Consider the following 25,323-nt stretch of genomic DNA (forward strand, 5'->3'; position numbering starts at 1 on the left):
CACCTGGGTGGAGGACCGGGCCACAGTGCTGTGTTGCGGCTCCCGGACGGGCTTCTGCGAGGGGCCTATTCGGTGGAGTACTGCTGCATACCGGGGACGTGCAGGGTCCCGCCGAACTGGGCGGCCTGGGTGATCTTCACGTTGGTGAAGTAGATCAGCGGGATGTTCAGCGGGGGCGGGTGCTCCGGGGTGAAGGTGACCGGGATCAGCCCGAACAGGTTGCCGGAGATGCTCTCGGTGTACATCACCGTGTCGCCGTCGGTGATCGTGGAGGTCGAGCCCTTGGCCGCCTGCACGTGGTAGGTCTTGTCGTTCTCCTTGACCATCTGGTGCAGGTCGCCGATGTCGGTACCGCCGGAGACGACGTACTTCAGGACCTGCTTGGTCGTGCCGCTGGCGGTCTTCACCTCGACGATGCCCTGGTAGTCCGCGCCCTTCAGCCACAGCGAACTGGCCTCCAGGTACCAGGGGTCGTCCGCCACCCGCACCTTGTTGTCGACGTCGCCCTCGGCCTCGGTGGCCACCGGGCAGTCGTCGGCATCCGTGGTGGCGCTCGCGGAGGGGCTGGGCGTGGCCGTGGCGTCGGCGGCGTCCTCGGCCGCCTCCTCCACCGTCTTCTTGGTGTCCTCGGCCGTCTTGGACGCCGAGTCGGTGGTGTCCTTCACGGTGTCGTCGACCGTGTCGGTGACCTTCTCGGTGGTCTCCTTGACGGCGTCGGAGGTGCCCGTGCCGGTGCTCTCCGACGCGGACGCGGAGGGCGTCGCCGAAGGCGTCGGGCTCGCGCTCTCCTCGGCGCCGCCGCCACCGGTGAAGATGTCGGTGATCGCGTCGCCGATGTCCTCCAGCAGGCCGCCCCCGCTGTCGGACGGCGAGGGGCTCGCCGTGGCGGTGTCGTCGGAGCCGGAGGAGGAGTCGCTCTCCTTGCCCGGCGACGCCGAGGCGGTCGGGGTGGGGTCGGCCGTGTCGTCGGAACCTGAATCCGGCGAAGAGGAGTCGTCCGAGTCCGAGCCGGAGTCCGAGGACGCCGAAGCGGAGGGGGTCGGCTCCGCCGAGTCACCCTTGTCGTCGTCCTTCGACGCGTCGTCGCTCGACGAGGCGGACGGCGACGGCGTGCCCGACGCGGACGTGTCGTCCTTGAGGGCGGTGAGGCAGTCCTTGTACTCGTCGGCGGTCAGGCTCTTGCTGGACGGCTGCTCGTCGGCGAGGGCGAGCGTGGGCGTGAACCCGATGCCCATGAGGACCGCCGTCGGCATCGCCGCCATGGCTATCGCCTTGCCGGCCGGCACATGGAACCTGGTGAACAGCGGCTTCTTGGGGGCCGCGTGACGAGGTCCCGTTCTGAGCCGTGCGGAAGCCGTGGGCTTGTCGCCGTCGATGTCGTCAGACAGCACGGTACCCCCCGTTCCCGCTGTCGGCCCAGGCACTCTCGGGCGTACGGTCCGTCGGCTCGCCGGTCACGGGGTCCTGCGCGTGGCGCGGTTCCACCGGCTCACCGGACTCGTCCGCGGCGCTGCCGACCGGCGTGGCGCCCTCGGTCGAGGGGCCCTTGGCCGCGTCGCCGTGTCCGGCGCCCGCCGTGTCCGCCTTGCCCGGCACCCATGAGATGGCGAGCGCACCGCCGAGCATCCCGAACAGGAAGCCGATGATGAAGCCGCCGATGTTGGAGACCACCAGGGACACCAGGGCGAGGACGATCGCGGCGACACCGGCGAAGACCCGTGTGGCCTGCTGGAACCACATGGTCAGGCCCAGCGTGACCAGCAGTACACCGATGATGAGGGAGCCGGCACCCGCCGTGGTCGCCATGGCGATCGACATGGTGCCCAGCTTGAGTGTGGCGTAAGGGAAGTAGGCGATCGGCACCCCGCCGAGCAGGGTGAAAAGGCCTGCCCAGAACGGCCGGGTGCCCCGCCAGTCACGGAATCGCAGACGCAACCGGGCGAACGTCCCGGCGCTCTGGACCGGTGTCTCGGCACTCATGGAAAACAGCTCCCTGGGTCCGGTGATGTACGTACCGGCTCGGCCGAAGGCGTGGAGAAGCCGGAAGTCTGAGTGTGTGCACATCCCCGACGCGGAACGTCGGGCGGGGCGAACGGGGCGGAGAAGCGACGAACTCCCCCGCCCCCATGGGCAGCTCAGCTGTCCAAGGACGCCCCTGCGGCCGAAGCCGTCAGAAGCACTCCATCTTGGAGTCGGTACCGAGACGCATCTTCAGGCCACTGAGCTTGAAGGTGCCGGCCGTGGTCGCCCACGCCGTCTGCTCGACCTTCGTCAGGTCGGCAGAGTCGGCCTGCTGGGCGAAGCCGCCGGGCAGGACGTTGTCGCCCGCCTTGACGGCAGGTCCCTTGGTCTTGTCCTTGAGCGCAACACCGATGTCGATGTTGGTGAACGTCGCATCGGCGTCGAGCTGGGCGACGTCGATGTAGAGGTTCTTGGCCTCGACCTTGTGGTTCGCGTCCGGTCCGGCGTCGAGACGGAGGTAGATCGTCTTCCCTATGAGGGGAATCTCCGTCTTGACCGACTGGCACATCTTGGTGATCTGGGCCGTGTCGAAGGACGAGATCGCGACGGGGCGAACCGTCTTGGTCTTGCCGTCAGTCGACGTGTAGCCGCTGTCGATACCGCCGTACTGGGCGAAGCCCTGACCCTCAAGGTGGTCGGCCGATACCTTGAACTCCTGGCCGGACACGCTGAACGACGCGGCCAGCGCACCCTGCGCAAGCCCGACACCCACAGCCGCGGCCGCGGCGACGCTGGGCACCATGACCACAGCGAACCGCTTCCATCTGGTCCCGCCACGCACCTGGGACTCCATATTTCCTCCTTCTCGGACGTACATCTCCTGGCCCTGACTGCCCCAGTCACGCGACGGCTCAGCCGGGCAGGGATGGGAGAAGTGCTACGTCCTCGGGTAGGGGAGCGCCCGCACTCGGAGGCGCGAAACCGCGCCCGAATCACCGGCGATCACCCCCGAGCGACAACCACTGGTCGCGCCTGACACGCATCACGCACAACCTTGCTGGACAGGCTCCGCCGGACGGCGAAGACCCCCCTGCCCAAGGGCCGACTCCACTGCCGTCGACCCTGCTCGGTGGGGACCCATGTGATCCCGTCGCCCCAACCGGCTGCCGGGGTACGGGAATGGACCGAGCGTCGCCGATCGTGGTGCATTCTCGCCGCTGACACAAGGGGGTTCGTTACTGGCTAGTAACGGGCGGATAACCGAACAACGACCCGCTGGTCTCGGCCGACAACGCTGGGTGGCAGAGAAGGGGCGGACAAACCTGTTGATCGCTGGACAGATTCCGACAGATCAACGCCCTGGGCTTACTACAAGTAACAGCGGCCGCGATTACCAAGATTTGGTAAAGCGCGGCCGCACTGGCCCCTCATCGGCCAATTTTTCACTCAGGCACCACACGCCATCGCGTTTAGGGACTGGTCAGAACCGGCCCCGCGCCCCGGTCAGAACAGGGCGCGCGCCAACGCCCTGCGCGCCCCCGCCACCCGCGGGTCATCGCCCCCGACGACCTCGAACAGCTCCAGCAGCCGAAGCCGTACGGCATCCCGGTCGTCGCCGGCGGTGCGCTGCACGGTCTCGATGAGCCGTCCGAACGCGTCCTCGACATGTCCGCCCACCAGATCCAGGTCGGCGGCCACGATCTGCGCCCGCACGTCGGCGGGGGCCGCGGCGGCGTCCTGACGCACCTGCTGCGGGTCGAGGCCCTGCACGCGCTGGAGCAACTCGGCCTGGGCGAGGCCCAGTTTGGCCTCACTGTTGCCCGGGTCGTCACTCAGTACGTTCTTGTACGCCTGTACGGCACCGCCGAAGTCCCCCGCGTCCAGGGCGCGCACGGCGGCTTCGAGGAGGGCGTCGTAGGGGCCCTCGGGCGTCGCGGGAGCGGCCTCGCGGACGGCGCCCGCCTCGGCGCCGGGGTCGACGGCCAGGCCGGTGAGGCCGAAGCGCTGCTCGGCGACCTGCACCAGCTGGTCCAGGGTCTCGCGGATCTGCGCCTCGCCGGCCGCCCCCTGGAAGAGCGGAAGGGCCTGTCCGGCCACCACCGCGAAGACGGCCGGGATCCCCTGGACCCCGAACTGCTGCATCAGCATCTGATTGGCGTCGACGTCGATCCTGGCGAGAACGAAGCGTCCGTTGTACTCGACGGCCAGCCGCTCCAGGACGGGGCTCAACTGCTTGCAGGGCTCGCACCACTCGGCCCAGAAGTCGATGACGACGGGCACTTCGGCGGACCGCTGCAGGACGTCCTGCTCGAATCCTGCTTCATCGACGTCGATGACGAGATCGGCCGGCGAGACGGCGCCGGCGACGGCCCCGCCACCCTGCCGGGCGGCTTCGGCTCGCGCCTGCTCCGCCTTCGACTTGGCCTCCTGGGCCGCCTTCACCGCGGCGAGGTCGACGACTCCGCTCATGGACATGTTCCGTGGCTGCATGCGTCTATCCTCCCCCGTTCCCGCGCGTGAGTGAAAAGCCCTGTGGAAGCCGGTCGTACTCTGTTGTTCCCCGGCGCCGGGGTCCCCACCCCACGCCTCGCGTATCGCCGCTCGTGTACGTCCGTCACGAGCTTTCGCTACGACCCGTAGCGTAATGGCACCGAGTGCCCGCCGAACAGCGGGATCCGGTGATCTCCCTCACTGCGACCCCTCTGCCCCACAGGACCCGCCGGTTATGGTCAGGGAATGCAGAGCCGCACCCCCGCCAGCCGTACCGGGCGTCCGCGCAGCGCCGCCGCGGACACCGCGATCCTGGCCGCGACGCGGGCGGCCCTGGTCGAGCTCGGCTGGTCGAAACTCACCCTGGGGGACGTGGCGACGCGGGCCGGGGTGGCGAAGACGACCCTCTACCGCCGCTGGGCCGGCAAGAACGAACTCGTCGTCGACGCGGTGGCCGAACTCTTCGACGAGCTGGAACTCCCCGACAGCGGCACCCTGGCCGCCGACATCGAGGGCGTGGTCCTCCAGTTCGCGGCGATCCTGGCCCGCCCGGAGGCCAAGAGCGGGCTGATGGCGGTGGTCGCGGAGTCGATCCGGGACGACGCGCTGCGCGAACGCATCCGGGCCTCGATCGTGGAGCGCCAGAAGCGGCTGGTCCTGGAGGGCCGGACCCGGGCGGAGACCCGCGGCGAGCTGCCACCGGAGCCGAACCCCGAGGAAGCCGCCCGCACCGTCGACCTGATCTTCGACATCGTGGCGGGCGCGGTGGTGCACCGCACCCTGGTGAGCGCGGAACCGGCGGACCAGGAGTGGGTACGCAGCTTCACACGCGTGCTGCTCCTGGGCCTGGCCGGCACCGGCAGGGACACGGACGTGAACACCGGTGCCGGCACGGGCACCGGCTAGCGTCAGAATCCGGCGGGCTCGGTGTACACCCCCCACTCGTCCCGCAGCACGTCACAGATCTCCCCGAGGGTCGCCTCGGCGCGGACCGCGTCCAGCATCGGCCCGATCATGTTGGAGCCGTCCCGTGCGGCGGCGAGCATCGCGTCCAGCGCGGACCGTACGGCCGTGTCGTCCCGTGCCTCCCGGCGCGATCCCAACGCCCGCACCTGGTCCCGCTCCACCTCGTGGCTGACCCGCAGGATCTCCAGGTCCCCGGTGACGGACCCGTGGTGCACGTTGACCCCCACGACCCGCTTGTCGCCCTTCTCCAGGGAGCGCTGGTACTGGAAGGCGGACTCGGCGATCTCGCCGGTGAACCAGCCGTCCTCGATACCGCGCAGGATGCCGGAGGTGATCGGCCCGATCGGGTGCCGCCCGTCGGGATGCGCCCGCAGCCCCCGCTCCCTGATCTGCTCGAAGATCTTCTCGGCGTCCGCCTCGATCCGGTCCGTGAGCTGCTCGACGTACCACGAACCGCCCAGCGGATCCGCCACGTTGGCGACCCCGGTCTCCTCCATCAGCACCTGCTGGGTGCGCAGCGCGATCTCCGCGGCCTGCTCGGAGGGGAGTGCGAGGGTCTCGTCCAGGGCGTTGGTGTGCAGCGAGTTGGTGCCGCCGAGCACCGCGGCCAGCGCTTCGACGGCCGTCCGTACGACGTTGTTGTACGGCTGTTGGGCGGTCAGCGAGACACCGGCGGTCTGGGTGTGGAACCGCAGCCACTGCGCCTTGTCCGTCCTGGCCTTGTACACGTCCCGCATCCAGCGGGCCCAGATCCTGCGCGCGGCACGGAACTTGGCGATCTCCTCGAAGAAGTCGAGGTGCGCGTCGAAGAAGAAGGACAGCCCGGGCGCGAAGACGTCCACGTCGAGCCCGCGGCTCAGCCCCAGTTCGACGTATCCGAAGCCGTCCGCCAGGGTGTACGCCAGCTCCTGCGCGGCCGTCGAACCGGCCTCGCGGATGTGGTAGCCGGACACCGACAGCGGCTTGTACGCGGGGATCCCGGCCGCGCAGTGCTCCATCAGGTCGCCGATCAGGCGCAGATGGGGCTCGGGCTGGAAGAGCCACTCCTTCTGGGCGATGTACTCCTTGAAGATGTCGGTCTGGAGCGTGCCGTTGAGCAGCCCGGGGTCCACGCCCTGCCGCTCGGCGGCGACCAGATACATGCAGAACACGGGCACGGCCGGCCCGCTGATGGTCATGGAGGTCGTCACGTCACCGAGCGGGATGCCCTGGAACAGGACCTCCATGTCGGCGGCCGAGTCGATGGCGACCCCGCAGTGCCCGACCTCGCCGAGCGCGCGCGGGTCGTCGGAGTCCCGCCCCATCAAGGTGGGCATGTCGAAGGCGACGGACAGTCCGCCCCCGCCGTTGGCGAGGATCGTCTTGTACCGCTCGTTGGTCTGCTCGGCGTTCCCGAACCCGGCGAACTGCCGGATGGTCCAGGTACGTCCCCGGTAGCCGGTCGCGTACAGACCCCGGGTGTAGGGGTACTCCCCCGGCCACCCGATCCGCTCGAAGCCCTCATAGCGGTCCCCCGGCCGCGGCCCGTACACCGGCTCCACGGCATCCCCGGACAACGTGGTGAAGTCCGCCTCACGCGTGCGCGCGGCGTCGTACCGGGCCTGCCAGCGTCGGCGGCCCTCTTCGATGGCGTCAGCGTCCATGCTTCAAATTTACTAGGACGTCCTAGTAAATGTCGACGGTGAACCACCCGCTAGTCTCGACGGCATGAAGAAGAGCGTCCTGACCCGCTACCGGGTGATGGCCTACGTCACCGCCGTCCTCCTCGTCCTGCTGACGATCGGCGTGATCGGGAAGCGCGTACTGGGGCTGGACGGGTTCGACGGGTTCGTCTCGGTCGTCGGTATCGCCCACGGCTGGCTGTATGTGCTCTACCTGATCTTCGCCTTCGACCTCGGAACCAAGGCGAAGATGCCGCTGGGCCGCCTCGCCTGGGTCCTCCTCGCCGGAACGGTCCCGACGGCCGCCTTCTTCGTGGAGCGCAAGGTGACACGCGAGGTCCAGCCGCTCATCACGGACGACGCCCCGGCCAAGGCCGCCGCGGTCTGATCACACCCCGGCCCGGTTCACTTCGTGACGAAGTGACACTGCGTACCACGCAGCTTGCCGTTCACATAGAACCTCGCGCACGCCTTGCCGTACCTCGGCAGCGTCTGCGCCGCGTTGCGGCGCAGCGGGTCCCCCTTGCACTCCAGATGGGTCTTCCCACGTGAGGTCTTGTACGTCCTGTTTCCGGTGTCGGCGTAGGTGAAGTCGATCCTCCAGTTGCAGAACTTGGTGAACGTGACCGCGAGTCCCATGCAGTCGACGCCCGCCAACTGGCTGTCGATGCGCCTGCCCGCCCCTTTGATGGAGTGGGTGAGGAAGCAGCCCACCGGAACCTTCACACCGGCCCCGCGCAGGTCGTAGCTGAAGGTTCCGATCGCGGTGGTTCCCGTCGCACTGGCGTGGGCGGCGCCACCACCCGCCACGGTCACGACGACGGCCATGACGGCCGCGCTTCCCGCCGCCGGCATCCGGCGAGCGATATTTCGAACAACTAACAAGACGGTGTCCCCTGGTCTCGACGCATCCGGACTCCGATCATCCGGATTGCGGAAGATCAACAGGATGGCAGGGGAAACGGTGAGGTTGATCGTTCCTGCGGAGCGCGCGGGGACGAAATCACCTTCAGGTGGGATCCGCCCTCAGGTGACTGACGTCGCCAGGCCTCTTCGGTCCTCGTCAGGCCTTGTCAGTCCTCGGCGAAGTCGTGTGCCGACACCCGTAGTGGTCTCAGCATCGCGAAGAGTTCGCCGCATTCCTCGGCGTCGTACACGCCGAGTCCGAAGTCCATCGCCATCAGGTCGCGGGTGGCCGCCTCGACGACCTCGCGGCCCTTGTCGGTGATGACGGCGAGGGTGCCGCGGCCGTCGTTGGGGTTGGGCTTCTTGTCGACCAGGCCCGACTTCACCAGCCGGTCGACGGTGTTCGTGACCGACGTGGGGTGGACCATGAGCCGCTCGCCGATCTTGGACATGGTCAGCTCACCGGCCTTGGAGAAGGTGAGCAGGACGAGCGCCTCGTACCGCGCGAACGTCAGTCCGTACGGCTTGACCACCGCGTCGACCTCGGCCAGCAGGATCTGGTGGGCGCGCATGATGGAGGTGATCGCGGCCATCGACGGGACGTTTCCCCAGCGCTGCTTCCAGAGTTCGTCGGCGCGGGCGATGGGGTCGAACGGGAGACTGAGGGGCTTCGGCACGGCACAAGACCTTACCGGCCGGTCACATCGTGGTCAGCCCCGTCTCGCCTTTCGGTCCGCCGGGCCTCCACGGCCAGCAGCACACAGCACACCGTCCCCAACAGGCCCGCTCCCGTGACCGTCACGCCCACCCCGACGAACTCCGCGGCCACGCCCGCCAACGCCATCCCCACCCCCTGGATCGTCATCAGCCCGGCGGTCAGCAGGGTCATGGCCCGCCCGCGCAGTTGCTCCGGCACCGCCCGCACGAACCACTGGTCCAGCCCCAGCGTGTACGCCGCCCCCGCACCCGAGACCACCAGGAGCAGCAGCGAGACGGCGAGACCGGGCCGGAGCGCGTAGCCGACGTAGGGCAGCAGCGTGCAGCAGACCAGCGGGAGCGCGATCCGTTCGCGGGTGGCGGGGCGCAGCCGGGAGCCCGCGTACAGCTCCCCGGCGATCGTGCCGACCGGCAACGCGCACATCAGCAGGCCCAGGCCCACGGAGCCGACGCCCAGCGCGTCGGCGTACGGCGCGGCCAGCGCCTCGGGCGCGACGGAGAACATCGGCGGCAGCCAGAACAGCAGGAGCAGCACCCGCGTCCGCCGGTCCGCGAGCACCTGCCGGGCCCCCTTGAGGGAGTCCTTGACCAGCGCGCTACCGGCACCGGTTCGGGCGGCCCGCCGCCGGGTGCCGTAGCGCAGCAGCACGGCCGAGGCGAGAAAGGTGCCCACGGTGATCAGCAGGGCGTGCCGCGGCGATACGACGACCAGCAGCAGGCCACCGAGCCCGTACCCGGCGAGCAACGCGCTCTGCGAGACGATCCGCAGCAGCGAGCGCCCGAGCACGAACAGGTCCCCGTCGCCCAGGATGTCCGCCAGCGTGGCCATCCGTGTCCCCTGGAACACCGGCGAGACGACGGCCAGGCAACAGCGGAGCAGCAGCAGTACGGCGATGGGGGCGCCCGGCGTCACCATCAGCGCCACGCACCCCGCGCACACCAGGTCGCACACCACCAGCACCCGCCGGGCCGGGAACCGGTCGGCGACCCCCGCGAGCAGGGTCCCGCCGGCCAGGTACGGCAGGAATCCCAGCGCGAACGTCAGCGCGCTCATCAGGGGCGAGCCGGTCAGCTCGTAGACGAGCACGGACAGCGCGACCTCGCTGACGACCACGCCGAGCAGGGAGAGCGCGTGGGCGACGAAGACCGCCCGGAACTCGCGGACCGTGAAGAGGCGGGCGTAGCCGGTCGGCGGGGGTGAGTGCGGTGGGGATGAGTGCGGTGGGTGGGGTGGCTGGGGTGAGTGGGGCGGCTGTGGTGGGCTGGGTGAGTGGGGTGGGTGCGGGTTGGTCTCTGTGTTTTCCGGCATGGACGCAGCCTGGCTGTGCGGGGACTGGCGTTCTAGAGTTTCGGCTCCAGCCGAATCTTCCTCGCCGATCGGAAGATTCGGCAGATCAGAGGAGGGGAGCAGCCGTGCCGTCGCTCCTGCGTTTCGGTGAGGACGACTTCCTCCGCTGCCGGTTCGCGATATCGCCGCTCTGGGAGACCCAGGAAGTGGTGCGCACGCTCAAACGGCCCGACCGGCAGGGCTACCACGCGCGCTGGCTGCGCCGGATCCGTACGACGGCCGCCGGACTCGACCTCACTCCGCTGTGGCTGCTGATGCCCCGGCGCGGCCACTGCCCCGACTGGCTGTGCCCGTCGCCGACCGGGCCCGTGGCCGGTTTCGAGGAGGAGATCGCCGCGGTCCGTGCCATCGACCCGCGGGTCGCCCGCGAGGACACCGCCCGCTCGCTCGCGGACACGCCCGGCGCGCTCGAATCACCGCGAGGCCGGGCCTGGTTGGCGGATCCGGAGCGGATGGTGAGGGAACTGGCCGACGCGCTGGAGGAGGTCTGGCACACCCTCGTCGCTCCGGACTGGCCGCGGCTGCGCGCCCTGCTGGAGGCGGACGTGGTGTTCCACTCCCGTCGGCTCGCGGAGGTCGGCCTCGGCGGACTGCTGCCGGAGATCAACCGCCGCTGCGGCTGGAGCGCGGGGACGCTGACCGTCGAGTGGAACGGCCGGCACGAACGGAACCTGGACGGGCAGGGCCTGGTCCTGATGCCGAGCGTCTTCAGCTGGCCGGACCTCGTCAGCAGCTTCGATCCGCCCTGGCAGCCGACCCTCGTCTACCCGGCCCGCGGCATCGGCGGCCTGTGGGCCGAGCCCGGCGACCGCACCCCCGAGACACTGACACGCCTCCTCGGCCGCGGCCGGTCCGCCGTCCTCACCGCGCTCGACGAACCCGCCACCACCACCGCCCTCGCCCACCGACTGGACCTCGCGCCCTCGTCGGTCTCGGCACATCTGACGGTCCTGCGCGACGCCGGACTGCTGACCGCGCGGCGCTACGGCCATCAGGTGCTCTACGAGCGGACTCCGCTCGGCATCGCGTTGGCGGCGGGTGGCTGAGGCGGAGGGAGGCGGGGTGGTGGGAGGCCGGGGGCGGTGGGGGCGGTGCGAGGTGGGGGTGATGCGCCGGGGTCGTGGGAGGTGGGCGTGGTGGGCCGGGGTCGGCTGGGTGCCGAGGGTGGGGGCGGTGTCGTGCCCGGGGCACTTCTGTGATTCGTGTCACGATGGGTGACATCACGTTACCGAACGTCACCTTCGCCCAAGGGGGCAGCATGTCCCGGCTGATCCACACCCTCGCGGCACTCGCGGTGCTCGGACTCGCCGCGGGCTGCACACCCTCGCCCGGTGTCGACGAGGCGTCCGTCGCCGGCGCCGCCTCCATGAAGTCGAGCTCCGCGTCCGGCTCGCCCTTCTGGGTCGACCCGGCGAGCCCCGCCGCCCAGCAGATCCAGGTGTGGCGGCGAGAGGGCCGTACCCAGGACGCCGACCTGCTCCGGCGCATCGCCGACCAGCCGGTCGCGCTCTGGCCGGCGGGCGAGATCGACCCGACGCCGATGGTGCGGGCGGCCACCTCGGCCGCGACCCAGGAAGGCCGGACGGCGGTCTTCGTGGCGTACAACATCCCGCACCGCGACTGCGGCCAGCACTCGGCGGGCGGCGCCGCCGACGCGGGCGCCTACCGGGCCTGGATCGGAAAGTTCGCCGACGCGATCGGCCAGGCCAAGTCCCTGGTGGTGCTCGAACCCGACGCGGTCGCCCACCTCGTGGACGGCTGCACGCCCGCCGAGAACGAGGCCGAGCGCGAGCAGTTGCTGAACGAGGCGATCGTCCGGCTGAAGCAGCAGCCGAACACCAAGGTGTATCTCGACGCCGGCAACCCGGCCTGGATCCGGGATCCCGGGAAGCTCGTCGACCCGCTGAAGCGGGCGGGCATCGAACAGGCCGACGGCTTCTCCCTGAACGTCTCCAACTTCCAGACGGACGCCGTCGCCAAGACGTACGGACTCCGGCTCTCCGGCGACCTCGGCGGCAAGCACTTCGTCGTCGACAGCAGCCGCAACGGCAACGGCCCGCTGACCGGCGCCTGGTGCAACCCGCCCGGCCGGGCGCTGGGCACCCGGCCCACGACCGATACCGGCGAGCCCGCGCTCGACGCCTACCTGTGGATCAAGCGGCCCGGGGAGTCGGACGGGACCTGCGAGGGCGGGCCCGACGCCGGGCAGTGGTGGCCGGAGTACGCCCTGGCTCTGGCTCGCAACTCCAAGGCGTAGTGCGGGCGTTCAGGTTCGGTGGTTCGGGTGGGTGGTTCGGTCGGGTGATTCGGGTGGTTCGGGTGGTTCGGGCCGGGCTGGGATCGTTTACTGGACGTGGATCCACTTCGCCTCTGACGGAGTGCCGTCCTCGTCCGTCACGAACAGCATGTACCAGCCGGGCGGCACCAACGTCCGGTCCCTCGGTACGTCGACCGTCACCGAGTCCGCGTCCTTGGCCAGCGCCAGCTCGATCGAGCGCTGCTCGACGTCGGTGGTGTGCGTGACCGCGCTGGGCCGCATCAGGCGGGCCTTCACGACCCGCTCCGGGTGGTCGGTCCGGTAGGTCACACGGTGTTGTCCGTCGAGGACCTCCGGGCCGTCCCGCAGCACCGGCCGGTTCTCGGCGTTCTTGTGCAGGGCGGGCGGGGTGAAGATCTCCATGCGCTGCTCGAAGTGGCCCAGCTTGGTGTTCTGCTGGTCGTCGAAGAGCGGGTCCGAGCCGAAGGTGGCGACCCGGCCATCGGGCAACAACAGCGCCTCGGAGTGGTAGTTGCGGCCCACCATGGGTGCGGCGGCCTCCCGGAAGACGTTGGCCTTCGGGTCGTAGAACTGTGCCTTGAGGATGTTGCTGGCACTGCGGCCCCGGTAGTCCTCGGCACCGTTCGACGTGAAGACGGTGTCGTCCGGCATGATCACGCTGTTCAGGTAGCGGGTGCCCTGCGGGAGGTTGGGGCCGTCCTCGAAGACCGGGTTGTCCTTCTTCAGGTCGACGACCGCGGTGCGCGGCGTCGACCTGCTGGACTCGCCGACCCCTCCGCCGCCCAGGATCATCACCTTCTGGTCCTGCGCGGGCGGCAGGAGCAGCGAGGCCGACGTCTCCGTCTCGTCGGCGTCACGCAGACCGGGCACCTTCTGGAAAGTGTTCGACTTCAGGTCCCACAGGCCCGCCTCACGGCCCATCTCGGCCGGACCGTAACCCGCGTTGGAGGCCGGGTAGAAGAGCTTGCCGCCCTTGGTGAGGAAGAGCGCGGGGTACGTCGGGAAGTACCGCTTGGGGCCCGGCGACCACGTCTTGGTCCTCGGGTCGTAGATCTCGTTGTCACCCGGGTCGATCACGCCGACGTCGTCCAGGCCGGACACCGCCAGGACACGGCCGTCGTCGAGACCGACCAGCGTCGGGTACCAACGGGCCTTGTCCATCGGGTCCACCGAGATGTACCGCTCCGCGACCGGGTCGAACTCGTAGGCCGCGCGGATACCCTGGAAGTCCTGCTTGTCCAGGGTGATCTTCTCGGAGAGCCCGTAGGTGTTGTTCGCGTCCTTGCCCTTCAGACCCACGATGTCGTACTGGGCCTGCTGGTCCGTGACCGACATCGGGCCCGCCTCCGACGCCTCGACGAAGACCCGCCGCTCACTCGCGACGACCTTCGTCCGCCAGGGCTGCATCACGCCGGCCCGGTTGTAGGTCACCTTGTGGCTGCGCTTGGCCTTGGGGATCGTGACGTCGAACCTGCTGACGTACTCGACACCGGCGGGCGAACGGAAACGGGTGCCCTTCTTGAGGACCATCGCCTTGTCGGGGTTCTCGTTCTTCACCCGCATCCCGCCTCCGGCCCGGTCGACCTCGCCGTCGAGCAGTTCGTAGCGGGCGGTGCCGCCCGCCACGAGGAGGCGGCCGTCGGGGAGTTGGGCATGCCCTGAGCAGAAGAAGTCGTCCGGGGTGGCGATCTTCTTGAAGGTGTTGGCCGTCGGGTCCCACAGGACCGTGTCGAAGGAACCCTTGTCGAACTTCTTCTGCTCGTTGCCCGACCCGGCGACGATCAGCACCTTCCCGGTGTGCAGCAGCGCCGCGTGGATGGCGTTGGTGCGGTACTCCTCCGGGATGTCGACCCGGCTCCAACTGCCGTACTTCGCCTGGTACTCGGGCTGGGCGATCTTGTACGCGTGGTACTTCTCGCCCGCGAAGTCCAGTGCGGCCGGGGCGTTGAGGCCGGCCAGGATCGCGATGCCCCCGATGCCCAGGACGGTCTTCTTGGTCTTCTGCGACGGCTGGTAGGCCATGGCCTAGCTGCCTCCTGTCGTGGTGCCGGAGACGGACGAGGACGCCCCTGTGGTGGCGAGCGCGGGCTCACCGCTGTCGACGGGGCGCGCGGTCGCGTGCAGCGACTGCCGCTCCCGGCGCTCCTTGAGCGTCGTGGCGGCCCACACCCCGACCGGGGCCAGGGAGATCGCCATGGCGAGGACCGCCCAGGTGCGCATGGCCACATGGGTGTGGTCGAGGACGACCGACGCGGCGAGCGAGGTCCCGAGGAGGACCGCCCAGAAGAGGTGGATCCGGAAGGTGAGCAGCCGGTCCGGGCTGGTGTCACCGCCCTTGGGAGTCACCACGAAGCGACTGGGCCGGCGGATGAGGGCCTCGCCGAACGACTTCAGATAGATGGGCGCCGAGAGCGCCGACATCGCCATGCCCGCCAGACCGCCCGATCCCTGCGGTTCGTGCGGCGACACGTTGTGCCGGCGGTTCCAGAGGTACAGGCCGATCTGGAGCGCGGCCGCGTCGCTGTACAGCATCAGCCAGACCGAGGCGGCGACCTGGGTGCCGGAAGCGCCGAACCAGAGGAACAGGACGCAACTCAGGATGCCCAGCAGCCAGTTGACCGCTGTCATCGGGTAGTACACGAGCATCATCGTGTACGAGAAGAGACGCCCCGGCGGCATGGTGAAGGGTGCCTTCCAGTACTGCTTGAACAGCGTCTCGTACGTGCCCCTCGACCAGCGCATCTGCTGGGTGAAGAAGTCGGTCCAGGAGGCGGGGCCCTCGCCCACGGCGAGCACGTCCGGGGTGTAGACGGACCGCCAGTGGTGGTGGGTCACCGGGTTGCGGTGCCGGTGCAGCTCGAAGCCCGTGGCCATGTCCTCGGTGATCGAGTCGTACAGGCCGCCGATCTGTTTGACCGCCGCGATCCGTACGACGTTGTTCGTACCGACGAACATGGGTGAGCGGTAACGGTTGCCGGCGCGCTGGATCAGCGCGTGGAAGAGGAACTGCTGCGACTCGGCGGCCTTGGTGACGGGGTTGTGGTAGTTCCCGTACACCTGCGGGCCCACGACGAAGGCGACATCCGGGTCCCGGAAGTAACCCATCATCCGCTCCAGGAAGTTGGGGAGCGGGACGTGGTCGGTGTCGACGGAGGCGAAGAAGTCGTACTCGTCGCCGTGCATCGCGATCCAGGCGTTGTAGTTGCCGTGCTTGGTGCGGGCCTTGTGGACGCCCTTCGTCCTGTTCCACTCCGGGACGCCGTGGCGGGTGAAGTGGCGTACGCCGAGTTCCGCGCACAGGACCTTGGCCTGTACGTCGTCGCCCTCGTCGAGGAGCCAGACGTCGACGACACCGGCGCCTGCGGGGCGGGTGAGTTTCGTGGCGCCTTCGAGGGTGGCGCGGACCATGGAGAGGGGTTCCTTGCCCGGGACGTACGTCGTGAGGAACGCGACGCGGGTGCCGGGTTCGGGGGTGACCGGGACGGGGTCGCGGGCGACCATCGTGGCGTGGGCGACGGAGGCGACGTTCACCACCATGAAGAGCTCGATGAGGCCGATGGCCACGAGCATGGTGATGTCGAGACCGACCAGCCAGGTGTCCCCGCCCTCGCGCTCCACCCAGTGGGTGGGCCATACGAGGTAGACCAGCAGCAGGCCGGTGAGCAGCGGCGCGAGGGTCATCAGCAGGATGGCGCGTATTCGGTGGGGCTCTCGCGAGAGGAGCGAGGTGTACTGCACCTGGTAGGCCGAGCCGGACGGCTCCGTGAGCGGTCCGGCCAGTCGGCTGTAGGTGTCGTAGTCGTAGCCCTCCGGCCGCACAGCGCCCTCCAGTGAGTGAGGAGTGATCGGCGAAGTGGGCCGATACCCATACAAAAGTGGAGATATCCGGGCGTGTCGAACTGGGGGCGTCCAGGTGGGGGGTCGGGGCCGCGTCGGGGGGTGTCCGTCCTCGGAACGGCGCGGAGGCTGTTTCTCGATGGGGTGCCGGCGTTGACCGCGCAGTCCACTGCGGGCGAACACCCCCCGACACGTCCCCTTGCGGCCGTACGACGGGACTGCGGGCGTGTGTGCCGTGCTGCGCCGGTGGCGGTCGGGGCGACGTCCACCTCTTGACCGACCGAGTCGACACCCCCGACACCCCGCGACACGTCCCCTTGCCGCCGCACGACGGGACTGCCGGCGTGTGTGCCTTGCCGCGCCGGTGGCGGCCGAGGCAACGTCTACTTCTTGGCCGACCGAGTTGCCCCCGCCGCGTCCCCTTGCCGCCGTACGACGGAACTGCGGGTGTGTGTGCCGTGCTGTGCTGTGCTGTGCTGTGCTGTGCCGGTGGCGGTCGAGGCGACGTCCACCTCTTGGCCTACCGAGTCGGGCGGTGGGTGGGCATAGGCCCGGGGGTCTGGGGGCGGAGCCCCCAGGGCGGTCACTTCTCGATGCGCCGAGTCTGGTGGGGGGTGGGTAAAGGTTCGGGGTCTGGGGGCGCAGCCCCCAGGGGTGGGCACCTCTTGGCCTAGCGAGTCGGGTGGGGTGAGTGGATGGGCGAAGGCCGGGGGCTGGGGTGGAGTCCTTGGGGTGGGAGCGTGCCGGGGGCTGGGGCTAGGGGGTTCGGCGGGTGGTGCGGCGTAGGTGGTGGCGTACTGCTCGCTGGGCTACGGGGCCCAGGTCCTCCAACGCGGCGACGAGGAGCCCGAGTTGCTCCAGGGCGTCCAGCGCCGCGGTCGCCCCCGCCGCGTCCACCCCCTCGTACAGCTCGATGCCGACGAAGGACGCCGCGACCGCCCTCGCCAACCCCGCCGGGTCCGCGAACTCCCCGTACGGCGTCGCCACTAGGACCCTGGTGAGGACGTCCTCGATCTCGGTGATCCAGAGCTGGAGTCCGGCCGCGGTGGCGGGGCCGAGCGTCTCGTGGGTCTGGGCGCCGGCGAGGAGCTGGCCGAGGAGGGCGACGTGCCCCCCGGCACGCTCCTCCTCGTGGATCCGGCGGCCGACGGCGAGGAGTTCGGAGAGGGAGGTCACCTCGGCGAAGCGGACCCGGTATCGCGAGACGGTCCGCTCGGCGCCGTAGCGGCAGGCCTCCGCGAGGAGTTCGTCGACGGAGCCGAAGTGGTAGAAGACCAGCGCCTGGTTGACCCCGGCCGTCGCCGCGATCGTGCGGGCCGAGGTCTTCGCGATGCCCTGCTCGGTGAGCGTCCGCAGCGCACCGTCCAGGAGTTTGGTCCTGGTCTCCAGGGACTTCGCCGTCTCCGGGGGCCGCTTCGGGTTCATGCGCGGCGCTCCTCGCGGACCGGCCGCAGACCGGGCCGTACCCCGCAGGTCGTGATGTCGGTGTACGTCGCCTTGAAGGAGCCCTCGTAGCCGAAGAGCGGGCCGAAGTGGTCGTTGACGACGCGGACCCGGATACGGAAGCGGCCGGTCTCGTCGTCGTAGGACTCGCGCACCTCGGCCGTGGCCCCGATCAGTTCGGGTACGCGTACGTCCACCGGGCCCTCCCGGAACCGGTGTTCACCGGAGCGGATGAGGAGCGAGCCGTCGGGCTCGGCGCCGAGGTGGAGGTCGCTGGCCAGGTGCTGATGGGTGCCCAGGTAGTCGAGGATGCGGTCGCCGCGGGGGCCGAGGACCATCTGGGCGTCGAAGCGGCGGGGCCGGCCGGGCAGGTGGAAGGTGCGCACGAAGGTCACCGTCTCACGGCCGTGGGTGTCCCTGTACGGCACGTTCTCGATGGTGAAGGGGACATGGCGGCCGGTCCGCGGGACCAGGATGTTGCGGGTGGCGCCGAGCGCGAGGAACGGCTTCACGAAGGTCCCGCCGTGCCAGATGCGGTCCATCACCCCGTGCCCGGTGCAGGCCTCGCCGGACGTCAGGCCGACGGAGAAGCGGCGCTGCAGCTGGGGGTGGAGGCGGTCGAAGTCGGCGCCCATCACCGTGCGGAAGATCGAGGTCATCGCGGGTTCTCCAGGGTGCGCAGGAGTCGGGGTGCGCGGATGTGGACGGGTGGCTGTCGCAGGCAGCGGCGGGCGGCGGGCGTACAGGGCAGGGGTGCCTTGAACACGGCCAGCGAGATCGCGACGGCCAGGAAGAGGGGCGAGACGTAGGCCATCGACGCCGCCAGCGGGCCGAAGAGGTGCAGGAGCTGTTCCAGGCCGAGGCCGGTGCAGCCGATGGTGATCACGAGGGTGCGGATCAGGAGTTCGGCCAGCCAGTTCCGCAGCGCGCGTTCCGGGGTGATGCCGCGCTCCAGCCACAGGCGGAGGCGGTCGAAGGACCAGGCCGTCGCCCAGCCCATGAGGGGGCGGAAGAGGACGCGGTCGGCCAGCGCGCCGAAGGCACCCCAGCGGGGGCGGTAGTCGTAGCCGGTGAGGAAGCGGACGCCGTCGCCGTCCGGGACGTACCGCCAGTAGCCGCTGCCCTCGGCGAGCAGGGAGAGGGGGTGGGGGGAGGCGAAGCGGAGGGCGGAGGTGCGGGTGCCGTCGGGGCGTTCCCGTTCGCCCGCGGAGACCCCGGTGCCGGCCACGGTCAGACCGGGCAGGACGCGTGTGGCGTACCGGAACCGCTGCGGTTCGCCCTCCGCGCGCGGGAGGTGGGCGATCTCGGTGAAGCGGAGGTCCCAGCGCTGGTGCCGGGACGGCTCCTGCGTGCGGTTCCAGAGGTCGTCGAGGTCGGCACGGATGCGTGCCTCCACATAGAGACCACCCATGCGCATCTCCCAGGTCAGCCAGCTTTTGAGCGAATGCTCAAATTCTCTGAGGGGGAGGGTACCGGGTTTTGAGCGAACGCTCAAACAGTGGGTGCGAGAAAACCCCGGTCCACGAGGGACCGGGGTCTGCGCTTGCTGCGGGACGGGCGGGGCTACTCGGCGAGATAGCGCTCCACCGTCTCCACCTTGGAGGTGAGGCCGTCCGTCACTCCGGGGCGGATGTCCGCCTTGAGGACCAGCGACACCCTGGGCGCCCGCTGTTCCACCGCCGCGACGGCCCGCCTGACGACGTCCATGACCTCGTCCCACTCGCCCTCGATCGAGGTGAACATCGCGTCGGTGCTGTGCGGCAGACCCGACTCCCGGACGACCCGGACGGCCTCGGCGACGTACTCCCCCACGTCCTCACCGACACCCAGCGGTGTCACGGAGAAGGCGACGATCATGCCTCCACGACCTTTTCCTGGCGGGCGCGGGAGGCGATGACCGCGTCCTCGGCCTCGCGCCGGAGCCTGCGCTCGGCGAAGAAGCCGCCGGTGGGCAGCACGGAGAGGACGAAGTAGAGGGCGCCGGTCTTCAGGGGCCACTTCGTACGGTTCCAGGCGTCGGCCCAGAAGATCACGTACAGGATGAAGAGGACGCCGTGGATCATTCCCATCACGGGCACCGCGTTGAAGTCCGTAGTCCGCTTCAGCACCGAGCAGACCAGGAGCAGAAGGAAGGAGATCGCCTCGGGGGCCGAGACCAGGCGGAGGCGTCGGAGGGCGGTGGCGGTCTTGATGTCCACGGGTCACCTTCGGTGGGAGAGGCTCGGACGGGCTGTGAATGCGGTTTGTGAATGCGAGCACAAACGTTCGTCCATTGTGGCAAACGGTTGAGCGGCCGCCTTGGCGGGGGTCCGCAGGGGGGGTGGAGGGGCGGAGGGCTGGGATCCGCAGGAGGCTGGGGGCCGGGGGTCCGCAGGAGGCTGGGGGCCGGGGTCCGCAGGAGGCTGGGGGCCGGGGTCCGCAGAGGGCTGGAGGGCTGGGATCCGCAGGAGGCTGGGGGCCGGAAGCAGGGGGCGGAGGGCGGCGGCCAGGTCGTGGCCAGGCGAGGAGTGCGGGGGGCGTTCGTCTTCCTTAGATGGGCCTGGCGGGGGTGGTGGTCCTTCGTCGGTCAGCCGTTCTCGTGGGGCGGCCGGGGCGGCGGGAAGGTCGTCGTGCGGGTTTCCGGGGCGGCAGGAGTCCCGGAAGGTCGGCGAGTCATCCCCCTTAAGGGTGTGATCAGGGTCCGTCTCCACCCCTGGGACCTGTTGGTGAGGGCCCGCCTGGGGCTACCTTCACAACGTGGCGATGTTTCGACTTCAAGGCAGCAAGGTGCTCGCCGTCGAGATGACCGGGGACGCCGTGAAGGCGAAGAACGGCTCGATGGTCGCGTACGACGGGCAGATGGACTTCAAGAAGCTCAGCGGCGGCGGCGAGGGCATCCGAGGGATGGTCACCCGGCGGATCACCGGTGAGCAGATGACATTGATGGAGGTGAAGGGGCACGGCACGTGCTGGTTCGCGGACCGGGCCTCGGAGATCAACCTCGTCGCGCTCCAGGGCGACAAGCTGTACGTGGAGTCGAGCAACCTGCTCGCGACCGACTCCGGCCTCAGGACCGGCACCTCGTTCACCGGGCTGCGCGGGGCCACCCAGGGCAACGGGCTGTTCACGACGACGATCGAGGGGCACGGCCAGGCCGCGATCATGTCGGACGGGCCGGCGGTGGTGCTGCGGGTCAGCGCGCAGTACCCGCTGACGGTCGACCCGGGCGCCTACATCGCCCACCAGGGGAACCTCAACCAGTCCTACCAGTCCGGGGTGACGTTCCGTACGTTCATGGGCGAGGGCGGCGGCGAGGCCTTCCAGATCCGCTTCGAGGGCGACGGCCTGGTCTACGTCCAGCCGAGCGAGCGGAACACGATCGCGGGGGATGTGTGACATGGCCTTCCGTGAGATCAACTCGAAGATGGTCGAGGCGACCGTGGAACCCGGGCAGCGGCTGTTCAGTCAGCGCGGGGCGATGCTCGCCTACAAGGGCGAGGTGTCCTTCACGCCCAACATGCAGGGCGGCCAGGGCGGCGTCATGTCGATGCTCGGCCGCCGGGTGGCGAACGAGGCCGCGCCCCTGATGTCCGTCGAGGGCAGCGGCACCGTGCTGTTCGGGCACGGCGGCCACCACGTCCAGGTCATCAACCTCACCGGCGACACCCTGTTCGTGGAGGCGGACCGGCTGCTCGCCTTCGAGGGCACCCTGGAGCAGGGCACCATGTTCATGGGCTCCCAGGGCGGCGTGATGGGCATGGTCCGCGGCCAGGTCAGTGGTCAGGGGCTGTTCACCACCACGCTCCGCGGACGCGGCTCGGTCGCGGTGATGGCGCACGGCGGGGTCATCGAGGTCCCCATCACCCCGCAGCGCCCCGTCCACGTCGACCCGCAGGCGTACGTCGCCCACCACGGCGACGTACGCAACAAGCTGTCCACCGCACTGGGCTGGCGGGACATGGTGGGCCGCGGTTCCGGCGAGGCGTTCCAGCTGGAGCTAAGCGGCAGCGGTGCGGTGTACGTCCAGGCCTCGGAGGAGAAGCTGTGAGCATGTACGGGGCTCCGGGCGGCGGCCCGACGGTCTACGACCCGATGACGCTGCCGGTCGACGACAACGTCAACAACTACACCTTCTGCGTGGAGCTCAAGGGGAGCCAGTGGTTCCTGCAGAAGGGGAAGATGATCGCCTACTACGGCTCGATGGAGTTCAACGGCATCGGGCACGGCCGACTCGACCGTCTTGTCCGTACGTCCTTCCATTCGCCTCTGCACGCGAGCGACTGGGTCGTGGCGGAGGGCTCGGGCAAGATGCTGCTCGCCGACCGGGCCTTCGACGTGAACTCGTACGACCTGGAGAACGGCAATCTGACCATTCGCTCGGGCAACCTGCTCGCTTTTCAGCCAACTCTTGCCCTCAAGCAATCAATCGTGCCGGGTTTCCTGACGCTCATCGGAACCGGAAAGTTCGTGGCGGCATCCAACGGGCCGGTGGTGTTCATGGAACCCCCGATCCGGGTGGACCCGCAGGCGCTCGTCGGCTGGGCCGACTGCCCCTCCCCGTGCCATCACTACGACCACGGGTACATGACCGGCCTGATGGGCGGCCTACGTGCGATGACGGGCCTCGGCGGGGCCTCCGGCGAGGAGCACCAGTTCGAGTTCGTGGGGGCGGGCACGGTCCTGCTCCAGTCGTCGGAGGCGTTGATGGCCGAGCAGGCCACCGGAGCGGTCCCGCAGCAGGCGGGAGTACCCGGCGCCCACGGGGCGCCCACAGGCCCCGGACAGCAAGCCGGCGCACCGCGTCTTCCCGGACAGCTCGGAGACCTCCAGCGTCGCTTCGGGCTGTGAGCGGTAGTCTGCGGAGTGTGACGTCGAACGTGTGCGCGCCGCCGTCACGCCACCCTCACTAGTTCACCTTTCAACTTCTTAGGTAGACTTCATTCATGGAGACCGAGACGGCCACCCACTGGCTGACCGATGCGGAGCAGTGCGCCTGGCGCACCCACCTGGAGGTCAACAGGCTGTTGACGTACCAGCTCGAAAAGGACCTGCAACCGTTCGGCCTGACGATGAACGACTACGAGATCCTGGTCAATCTCTCCGAGTCGGAGGGCGTCCGGATGCGGATGAGCGACCTCGCGGCGGCCACCCTCCAGTCGAAGAGCCGCCTCTCCCACCAGATCACCCGGATGGAGAACGCGGACCTCGTGCGGCGCGAGAACTGCGAGTCGGACCGCCGCGGTCTGTTCGCGGTGCTCACCGAGCACGGCATGGAGACGATGAAGAAGGTCTCGCCGCATCATGTGGCGTCGGTGCGGAGGCACTTCATCGATCTGATCTCCCCCGAGTCCCTGGTGGAACTCGACAAGTCCCTGAAGCCGATCGCGGAGCACCTGCGGGGGCACCGCGGCCGTCCGTGACCCGGGCGTCCCACGCCTGAAGGGCTTCTAGAGGAGCGGCAGGCGGAGTTCGAACAGGGCTCCGCCTGTCGGCGCGTCACGGACCGTGAGCGTGCCGCCGTGCCGTACGGCGACGTCCCGGGCGATGGCGAGCCCGAGCCCGGCACCGCCTTCGTCGCGGCTCCGGGCGTCGTCGAGCCGTACGAACCGCTCGAAGATCCGCTCCCGGTCGCCCTCGGGCACGCCGTCCCCGTCGTCGGCGACCCCGGCGACCGCCCACCGGCCCTCGCGGCGCACGCTCACCGTGACCGTCGAGCGGGCGTGCCGCCGCGCGTTGTCCAGCAGGTTGGTGAATACGCGCTCCAACTGGCTCCGGGAGCCGGCGACTTCCACCATTTCCACGGCTTCCGGCACGTCCGACGCCTGCGCCGCGGGCGTCGCTTCCGTCTTGTCGGATGTCTCCATTCGCACGCCCGGCCGTCCCTCGGTCTCCTCCCGCACCAGCGCGGCCAGGTCGAGACGGGCGTCGGCGACGGGCCGCTCCCCCGCGTCGAGCCGGGCGAGCAGCAGCAGATCGGCGGCCAGCCGCTGAAGCCGTACGGTGTCCTCGACCGCCCCCGGCACGTCCAGCAGTTCGGGGTGCGCGGCACCCACCTCCAACTGGGTGCGCAGGGACGCGATCGGGCTGCGCAGCTCGTGCGAGGCGTCGGCGACGAACCGGCGCTGCCGTTCCACGGAGGCCTCCAGGGCGGCCAGCGTCTCGTTCGTGGTGCGGGCCAGGCGCGCCACCTCGTCGCGCGTGTCCGGCACCGGTACCCGGAGGGCGAGGTCCTCGGAGGCGGTGATCGCGGCCATCTCCGCGCGGATGCCCTCCACCGGGCGCAGCGCGCGCCGGGTGCCCAGCCAGGTGACGCCCGCGACGACACCGAGCAGCAGCGGGAAGCCGATCAGCATGACGGTGGTCGCGGTGCCCACCGCGCTCTGCTCGGCGGACAGGGGGGCGCCGGCGTAGACCGTGAGCGTGCCCTCCTTCTCCGTCTCCACGTGGACTGCGGCGAAGCGGTAGTCGCCACTGTCCTGGTCGATCGTCGCCGAGCCGTTGGTGAAGGTGGTCTTGTCGTCGATCTCGCCGATGTCGAGGGAGTCGCTCGCGTCGCCGTAGGAGTCGGAGTCGGAGTCGGAGTCGGCAGCGTCCGTCGAGGCGTCCGGGTCGGTCGGGTCGTCGTCGTCGGCCTCGGTCGCAGTCGCCGTCGCCGTCGCCGTCGCCGTCGCCGTCGAGGGTGCGGGCGTGGTCTTCGTTCTGGGCTTCACCGCGGTCGTCGCCGTGCCGCTGATGCGCTCCAGGTCCTTGGTGGACGCCAGGAGCGTGCCGCTCTCGTCGAGCACCTGGACCGGTTCCTCGTCCTCGTCCAGGTCCAGTCGCCTGGCCGTCGTCCCCACGGACAGCTGTCCGGCGACCGACCGCGCGGCGCGCTCGGCCTGGGTGCCGGCCTGCCCGATCAGGTTGGAGCGCAGGGACAGCAGTACGGCGGCCCCGGCCGCGACCAGGGCCATCGCGACGACGAGGGTGGCGGCGCAGGTCACCCGGGAGCGTACGGAGCCGAAGAGACGGCTCATCGCTGCTCCGTCTCCAGCCGGTAGCCGACGCCGCGGACCGTGCGGATGAGCTCGGCGCGCAGCTTGCGGCGCAGGGCGCTGACGTACACCTCGACGATGTTCGGATCGCCCTCGTACGCGAAGTCCCAGACGTGCTCCAGGATCTCGGACTTGGAGACCACCTCGCCGGCCCGCACCACGAGCTGCTCCAGGACGGAGAACTCCTTGGCGGTCAGCGCGATCTCCTCCTCCGCCAGGAAGACCCGGCGGGCGGCGGTGTCGATCTTCAGGTCGCCGTGCACCCACACGGGCGAGGCCCCGGCGCCCTGGGCGCGGCGCCGCAGCAGGGCCTTGATCCGGGCGACGAGGACGACGTAGGAGAACGGCTTGGTCAGGTAGTCGTCGGCGCCCGTGTCCAGGCCCTCCGCCTCGTCGTACTCGCCGTCCTTGGCGGTGAGCATCAGGATCGGCACCTCGTGGCCCGCGGCGCGCAGGGCCGCGCAGACGCGGTAGCCGTTGAGGCCGGGCAGCATGATGTCGAGGATGACCAGGTCGTACGTGCCCTCGGTGGCCCGGTGCAGTCCCTCCCGGCCGTCGTGGACCACGTCCACGGCGTACCCCTCGGCCGTCAGGCCTCTGGCGAGCGACAGGGCCAGCCGCTTCTCGTCCTCCACGATCAACAGGCGCATGCGTAAAGATTCGCAAAGTGAAGCTGAAGATGTCTTCAGGGGGCTTCAGGTT

General features: G+C 69.8%; 25 protein-coding genes. 8 read left to right on the forward strand and 17 right to left on the reverse strand.

The genetic code is table 11. From position 1 onward, the window contains the following. Window positions 1-65: 65 nt before the first annotated feature. The 4 genes from ACZ5VD_RS20660 to ACZ5VD_RS20675 form a co-directional block, all read right to left on the reverse strand. Window positions 66-1,391: a hypothetical protein gene (locus tag ACZ5VD_RS20660; protein ID WP_468551110.1), complete on the reverse strand. Its 1,326-nt coding sequence runs from the start codon at window positions 1,389-1,391 to the stop codon at window positions 66-68. Further along, on the reverse strand, window positions 1,381-1,980 hold the full coding sequence (locus tag ACZ5VD_RS20665; RefSeq protein WP_468551109.1) for a DUF6114 domain-containing protein: 600 nt from the start codon (window positions 1,978-1,980) through the stop codon (window positions 1,381-1,383). Before ACZ5VD_RS20665 ends, ACZ5VD_RS20660 begins: the two co-directional genes overlap by 11 nt. A gap of 190 nt (window positions 1,981-2,170) precedes the next feature. Next, window positions 2,171-2,815 carry a DUF6230 family protein gene (locus ACZ5VD_RS20670; protein WP_468551108.1) on the reverse strand — a complete coding sequence of 215 codons (645 nt, stop codon included), beginning with the start codon at window positions 2,813-2,815 and terminating at the stop codon, window positions 2,171-2,173. A 650-nt stretch (window positions 2,816-3,465) separates the two neighbouring features. After that, entirely contained in the window at window positions 3,466-4,452 is a 987-nt protein-coding gene (locus tag ACZ5VD_RS20675; protein ID WP_468551107.1) for a tetratricopeptide repeat protein, read from the reverse strand. 246 nt (window positions 4,453-4,698) lie between these two features. Here ACZ5VD_RS20675 and ACZ5VD_RS20680 point away from each other — a divergent pair, with 246 nt between their 5' ends. Continuing rightward, the gene (locus ACZ5VD_RS20680; protein ID WP_468551106.1) at window positions 4,699-5,358 is read left to right on the forward strand and encodes a TetR/AcrR family transcriptional regulator; all 660 of its coding nucleotides are present in this window, start codon (window positions 4,699-4,701) and stop codon (window positions 5,356-5,358) included. Between the two features lie 2 nt (window positions 5,359-5,360). On the opposite strand, the gene ACZ5VD_RS20685 is transcribed toward ACZ5VD_RS20680, so the two are convergent. Further along, the gene (locus tag ACZ5VD_RS20685) at window positions 5,361-7,061 is read right to left on the reverse strand and encodes an acyl-CoA mutase large subunit family protein (protein WP_468551105.1); all 1,701 of its coding nucleotides are present in this window, start codon (window positions 7,059-7,061) and stop codon (window positions 5,361-5,363) included. A 64-nt stretch (window positions 7,062-7,125) separates the two neighbouring features. Here ACZ5VD_RS20685 and ACZ5VD_RS20690 point away from each other — a divergent pair, with 64 nt between their 5' ends. Next, entirely contained in the window at window positions 7,126-7,467 is a 342-nt protein-coding gene (locus ACZ5VD_RS20690; RefSeq protein WP_468682901.1) for a DUF3817 domain-containing protein, read from the forward strand. A 17-nt stretch (window positions 7,468-7,484) separates the two neighbouring features. On the opposite strand, the gene ACZ5VD_RS20695 is transcribed toward ACZ5VD_RS20690, so the two are convergent. From ACZ5VD_RS20695 to ACZ5VD_RS20705, 3 genes are all read right to left on the reverse strand, one after another. Continuing rightward, complete coding sequence (locus ACZ5VD_RS20695) at window positions 7,485-7,934, reverse strand: hypothetical protein (RefSeq protein WP_468682902.1); 450 nt, start codon at window positions 7,932-7,934, stop codon at window positions 7,485-7,487. A gap of 218 nt (window positions 7,935-8,152) precedes the next feature. Beyond that, on the reverse strand, window positions 8,153-8,662 hold the full coding sequence (locus ACZ5VD_RS20700) for a MarR family winged helix-turn-helix transcriptional regulator (RefSeq protein WP_468682903.1): 510 nt from the start codon (window positions 8,660-8,662) through the stop codon (window positions 8,153-8,155). A gap of 11 nt (window positions 8,663-8,673) precedes the next feature. Continuing rightward, a complete protein-coding gene (locus ACZ5VD_RS20705; protein ID WP_468682904.1) occupies window positions 8,674-10,011 on the reverse strand; it encodes an MFS transporter in 1,338 nt (445 codons plus the stop codon). A 104-nt stretch (window positions 10,012-10,115) separates the two neighbouring features. On the opposite strand from ACZ5VD_RS20705, the gene ACZ5VD_RS20710 reads away from it, so the two are divergent. Further along, the gene (locus ACZ5VD_RS20710; protein WP_468551101.1) at window positions 10,116-11,096 is read left to right on the forward strand and encodes an ArsR/SmtB family transcription factor; all 981 of its coding nucleotides are present in this window, start codon (window positions 10,116-10,118) and stop codon (window positions 11,094-11,096) included. A 212-nt stretch (window positions 11,097-11,308) separates the two neighbouring features. After that, complete coding sequence (locus tag ACZ5VD_RS20715; RefSeq protein ID WP_468682905.1) at window positions 11,309-12,307, forward strand: glycoside hydrolase family 6 protein; 999 nt, start codon at window positions 11,309-11,311, stop codon at window positions 12,305-12,307. Between the two features lie 87 nt (window positions 12,308-12,394). On the opposite strand, the gene glxA is transcribed toward ACZ5VD_RS20715, so the two are convergent. The 7 genes from glxA to ACZ5VD_RS20750 all read right to left on the reverse strand — a co-directional run bounded on the left by glxA (window position 12,395) and on the right by ACZ5VD_RS20750 (window position 19,806). After that, window positions 12,395-14,350, reverse strand: coding sequence for a radical copper oxidase GlxA (gene glxA, locus ACZ5VD_RS20720; RefSeq protein ID WP_468551099.1), 1,956 nt, complete (start codon window positions 14,348-14,350; stop codon window positions 12,395-12,397). 3 nt (window positions 14,351-14,353) lie between these two features. After that, window positions 14,354-16,147 (reverse strand): glycosyltransferase family 2 protein, encoded by a 1,794-nt coding sequence (locus ACZ5VD_RS20725; RefSeq protein ID WP_468551098.1) that lies wholly within the window; start codon window positions 16,145-16,147, stop codon window positions 14,354-14,356. A 774-nt stretch (window positions 16,148-16,921) separates the two neighbouring features. After that, window positions 16,922-17,590 carry a TetR/AcrR family transcriptional regulator gene (locus tag ACZ5VD_RS20730; RefSeq protein WP_468682906.1) on the reverse strand — a complete coding sequence of 223 codons (669 nt, stop codon included), beginning with the start codon at window positions 17,588-17,590 and terminating at the stop codon, window positions 16,922-16,924. Then, window positions 17,587-18,267 (reverse strand): DUF4166 domain-containing protein, encoded by a 681-nt coding sequence (locus ACZ5VD_RS20735; RefSeq protein WP_468551096.1) that lies wholly within the window; start codon window positions 18,265-18,267, stop codon window positions 17,587-17,589. The genes ACZ5VD_RS20730 and ACZ5VD_RS20735 overlap by 4 nt, the downstream gene beginning before the upstream one ends. After that, a complete protein-coding gene (locus ACZ5VD_RS20740) occupies window positions 18,264-19,019 on the reverse strand; it encodes a hypothetical protein (RefSeq protein WP_468551095.1) in 756 nt (251 codons plus the stop codon). The genes ACZ5VD_RS20735 and ACZ5VD_RS20740 overlap by 4 nt, the downstream gene beginning before the upstream one ends. A 152-nt stretch (window positions 19,020-19,171) precedes the next feature. Then, a complete protein-coding gene (locus ACZ5VD_RS20745; protein ID WP_468551094.1) occupies window positions 19,172-19,465 on the reverse strand; it encodes an MTH1187 family thiamine-binding protein in 294 nt (97 codons plus the stop codon). Continuing rightward, window positions 19,462-19,806 carry a DUF3817 domain-containing protein gene (locus ACZ5VD_RS20750; protein WP_468551093.1) on the reverse strand — a complete coding sequence of 115 codons (345 nt, stop codon included), beginning with the start codon at window positions 19,804-19,806 and terminating at the stop codon, window positions 19,462-19,464. Before ACZ5VD_RS20750 ends, ACZ5VD_RS20745 begins: the two co-directional genes overlap by 4 nt. Before the next feature lie 544 nt (window positions 19,807-20,350). On the opposite strand from ACZ5VD_RS20750, the gene ACZ5VD_RS20755 reads away from it, so the two are divergent. From ACZ5VD_RS20755 to ACZ5VD_RS20770, 4 genes are all read left to right on the forward strand, one after another. Next, on the forward strand, window positions 20,351-20,983 hold the full coding sequence (locus ACZ5VD_RS20755; RefSeq protein ID WP_468551152.1) for an AIM24 family protein: 633 nt from the start codon (window positions 20,351-20,353) through the stop codon (window positions 20,981-20,983). 1 nt (window position 20,984) lies between these two features. After that, on the forward strand, window positions 20,985-21,635 hold the full coding sequence (locus ACZ5VD_RS20760; protein WP_468551092.1) for an AIM24 family protein: 651 nt from the start codon (window positions 20,985-20,987) through the stop codon (window positions 21,633-21,635). Window positions 21,636-21,637: 2 nt separating this feature from the next. Then, the gene (locus tag ACZ5VD_RS20765; protein WP_468551151.1) at window positions 21,638-22,435 is read left to right on the forward strand and encodes an AIM24 family protein; all 798 of its coding nucleotides are present in this window, start codon (window positions 21,638-21,640) and stop codon (window positions 22,433-22,435) included. Window positions 22,436-22,530: 95 nt separating this feature from the next. Further along, window positions 22,531-23,007, forward strand: a complete 477-nt coding sequence (locus tag ACZ5VD_RS20770; RefSeq protein ID WP_468551091.1) for a MarR family winged helix-turn-helix transcriptional regulator — start codon at window positions 22,531-22,533, stop codon at window positions 23,005-23,007. A 27-nt stretch (window positions 23,008-23,034) separates the two neighbouring features. Here the strand turns inward: ACZ5VD_RS20770 and ACZ5VD_RS20775 are convergent, their stop codons facing one another. Together ACZ5VD_RS20775 and ACZ5VD_RS20780 are read right to left on the reverse strand one after the other, a co-directional pair. Beyond that, complete coding sequence (locus ACZ5VD_RS20775) at window positions 23,035-24,603, reverse strand: sensor histidine kinase (RefSeq protein ID WP_468682907.1); 1,569 nt, start codon at window positions 24,601-24,603, stop codon at window positions 23,035-23,037. Further along, a complete protein-coding gene (locus tag ACZ5VD_RS20780; protein ID WP_468551089.1) occupies window positions 24,600-25,271 on the reverse strand; it encodes a response regulator transcription factor in 672 nt (223 codons plus the stop codon). The genes ACZ5VD_RS20775 and ACZ5VD_RS20780 overlap by 4 nt, the downstream gene beginning before the upstream one ends. Window positions 25,272-25,323 lie beyond the last annotated feature (52 nt).

Source organism: Streptomyces sp. NPDC032822 (assembly GCF_055578825.1).

Coding starts and splice junctions, on each gene's coding strand:
- ACZ5VD_RS20665 (WP_468551109.1), bottom strand. CDS start 1,980: ATGAGTGCCGAGACACCGGTCCAGAGCGCCGGGACGTTCGCCCGGTTG.
- ACZ5VD_RS20670 (WP_468551108.1), bottom strand. CDS start 2,815: ATGGAGTCCCAGGTGCGTGGCGGGACCAGATGGAAGCGGTTCGCTGTG.
- ACZ5VD_RS20675 (WP_468551107.1), bottom strand. CDS start 4,452: ATGCAGCCACGGAACATGTCCATGAGCGGAGTCGTCGACCTCGCCGCG.
- ACZ5VD_RS20680 (WP_468551106.1), top strand. CDS start 4,699: ATGCAGAGCCGCACCCCCGCCAGCCGTACCGGGCGTCCGCGCAGCGCC.
- ACZ5VD_RS20685 (WP_468551105.1), bottom strand. CDS start 7,061: ATGGACGCTGACGCCATCGAAGAGGGCCGCCGACGCTGGCAGGCCCGG.
- ACZ5VD_RS20690 (WP_468682901.1), top strand. CDS start 7,126: ATGAAGAAGAGCGTCCTGACCCGCTACCGGGTGATGGCCTACGTCACC.
- ACZ5VD_RS20695 (WP_468682902.1), bottom strand. CDS start 7,934: ATGCCGGCGGCGGGAAGCGCGGCCGTCATGGCCGTCGTCGTGACCGTG.
- ACZ5VD_RS20705 (WP_468682904.1), bottom strand. CDS start 10,011: ATGCCGGAAAACACAGAGACCAACCCGCACCCACCCCACTCACCCAGC.
- ACZ5VD_RS20715 (WP_468682905.1), top strand. CDS start 11,309: ATGTCCCGGCTGATCCACACCCTCGCGGCACTCGCGGTGCTCGGACTC.
- glxA (WP_468551099.1), bottom strand. CDS start 14,350: ATGGCCTACCAGCCGTCGCAGAAGACCAAGAAGACCGTCCTGGGCATC.
- ACZ5VD_RS20730 (WP_468682906.1), bottom strand. CDS start 17,590: ATGAACCCGAAGCGGCCCCCGGAGACGGCGAAGTCCCTGGAGACCAGG.
- ACZ5VD_RS20735 (WP_468551096.1), bottom strand. CDS start 18,267: ATGACCTCGATCTTCCGCACGGTGATGGGCGCCGACTTCGACCGCCTC.
- ACZ5VD_RS20740 (WP_468551095.1), bottom strand. CDS start 19,019: ATGGGTGGTCTCTATGTGGAGGCACGCATCCGTGCCGACCTCGACGAC.
- ACZ5VD_RS20745 (WP_468551094.1), bottom strand. CDS start 19,465: ATGATCGTCGCCTTCTCCGTGACACCGCTGGGTGTCGGTGAGGACGTG.
- ACZ5VD_RS20755 (WP_468551152.1), top strand. CDS start 20,351: ATGTTTCGACTTCAAGGCAGCAAGGTGCTCGCCGTCGAGATGACCGGG.
- ACZ5VD_RS20760 (WP_468551092.1), top strand. CDS start 20,985: ATGGCCTTCCGTGAGATCAACTCGAAGATGGTCGAGGCGACCGTGGAA.
- ACZ5VD_RS20765 (WP_468551151.1), top strand. CDS start 21,638: ATGTACGGGGCTCCGGGCGGCGGCCCGACGGTCTACGACCCGATGACG.
- ACZ5VD_RS20770 (WP_468551091.1), top strand. CDS start 22,531: ATGGAGACCGAGACGGCCACCCACTGGCTGACCGATGCGGAGCAGTGC.
- ACZ5VD_RS20775 (WP_468682907.1), bottom strand. CDS start 24,603: ATGAGCCGTCTCTTCGGCTCCGTACGCTCCCGGGTGACCTGCGCCGCC.
- ACZ5VD_RS20780 (WP_468551089.1), bottom strand. CDS start 25,271: ATGCGCCTGTTGATCGTGGAGGACGAGAAGCGGCTGGCCCTGTCGCTC.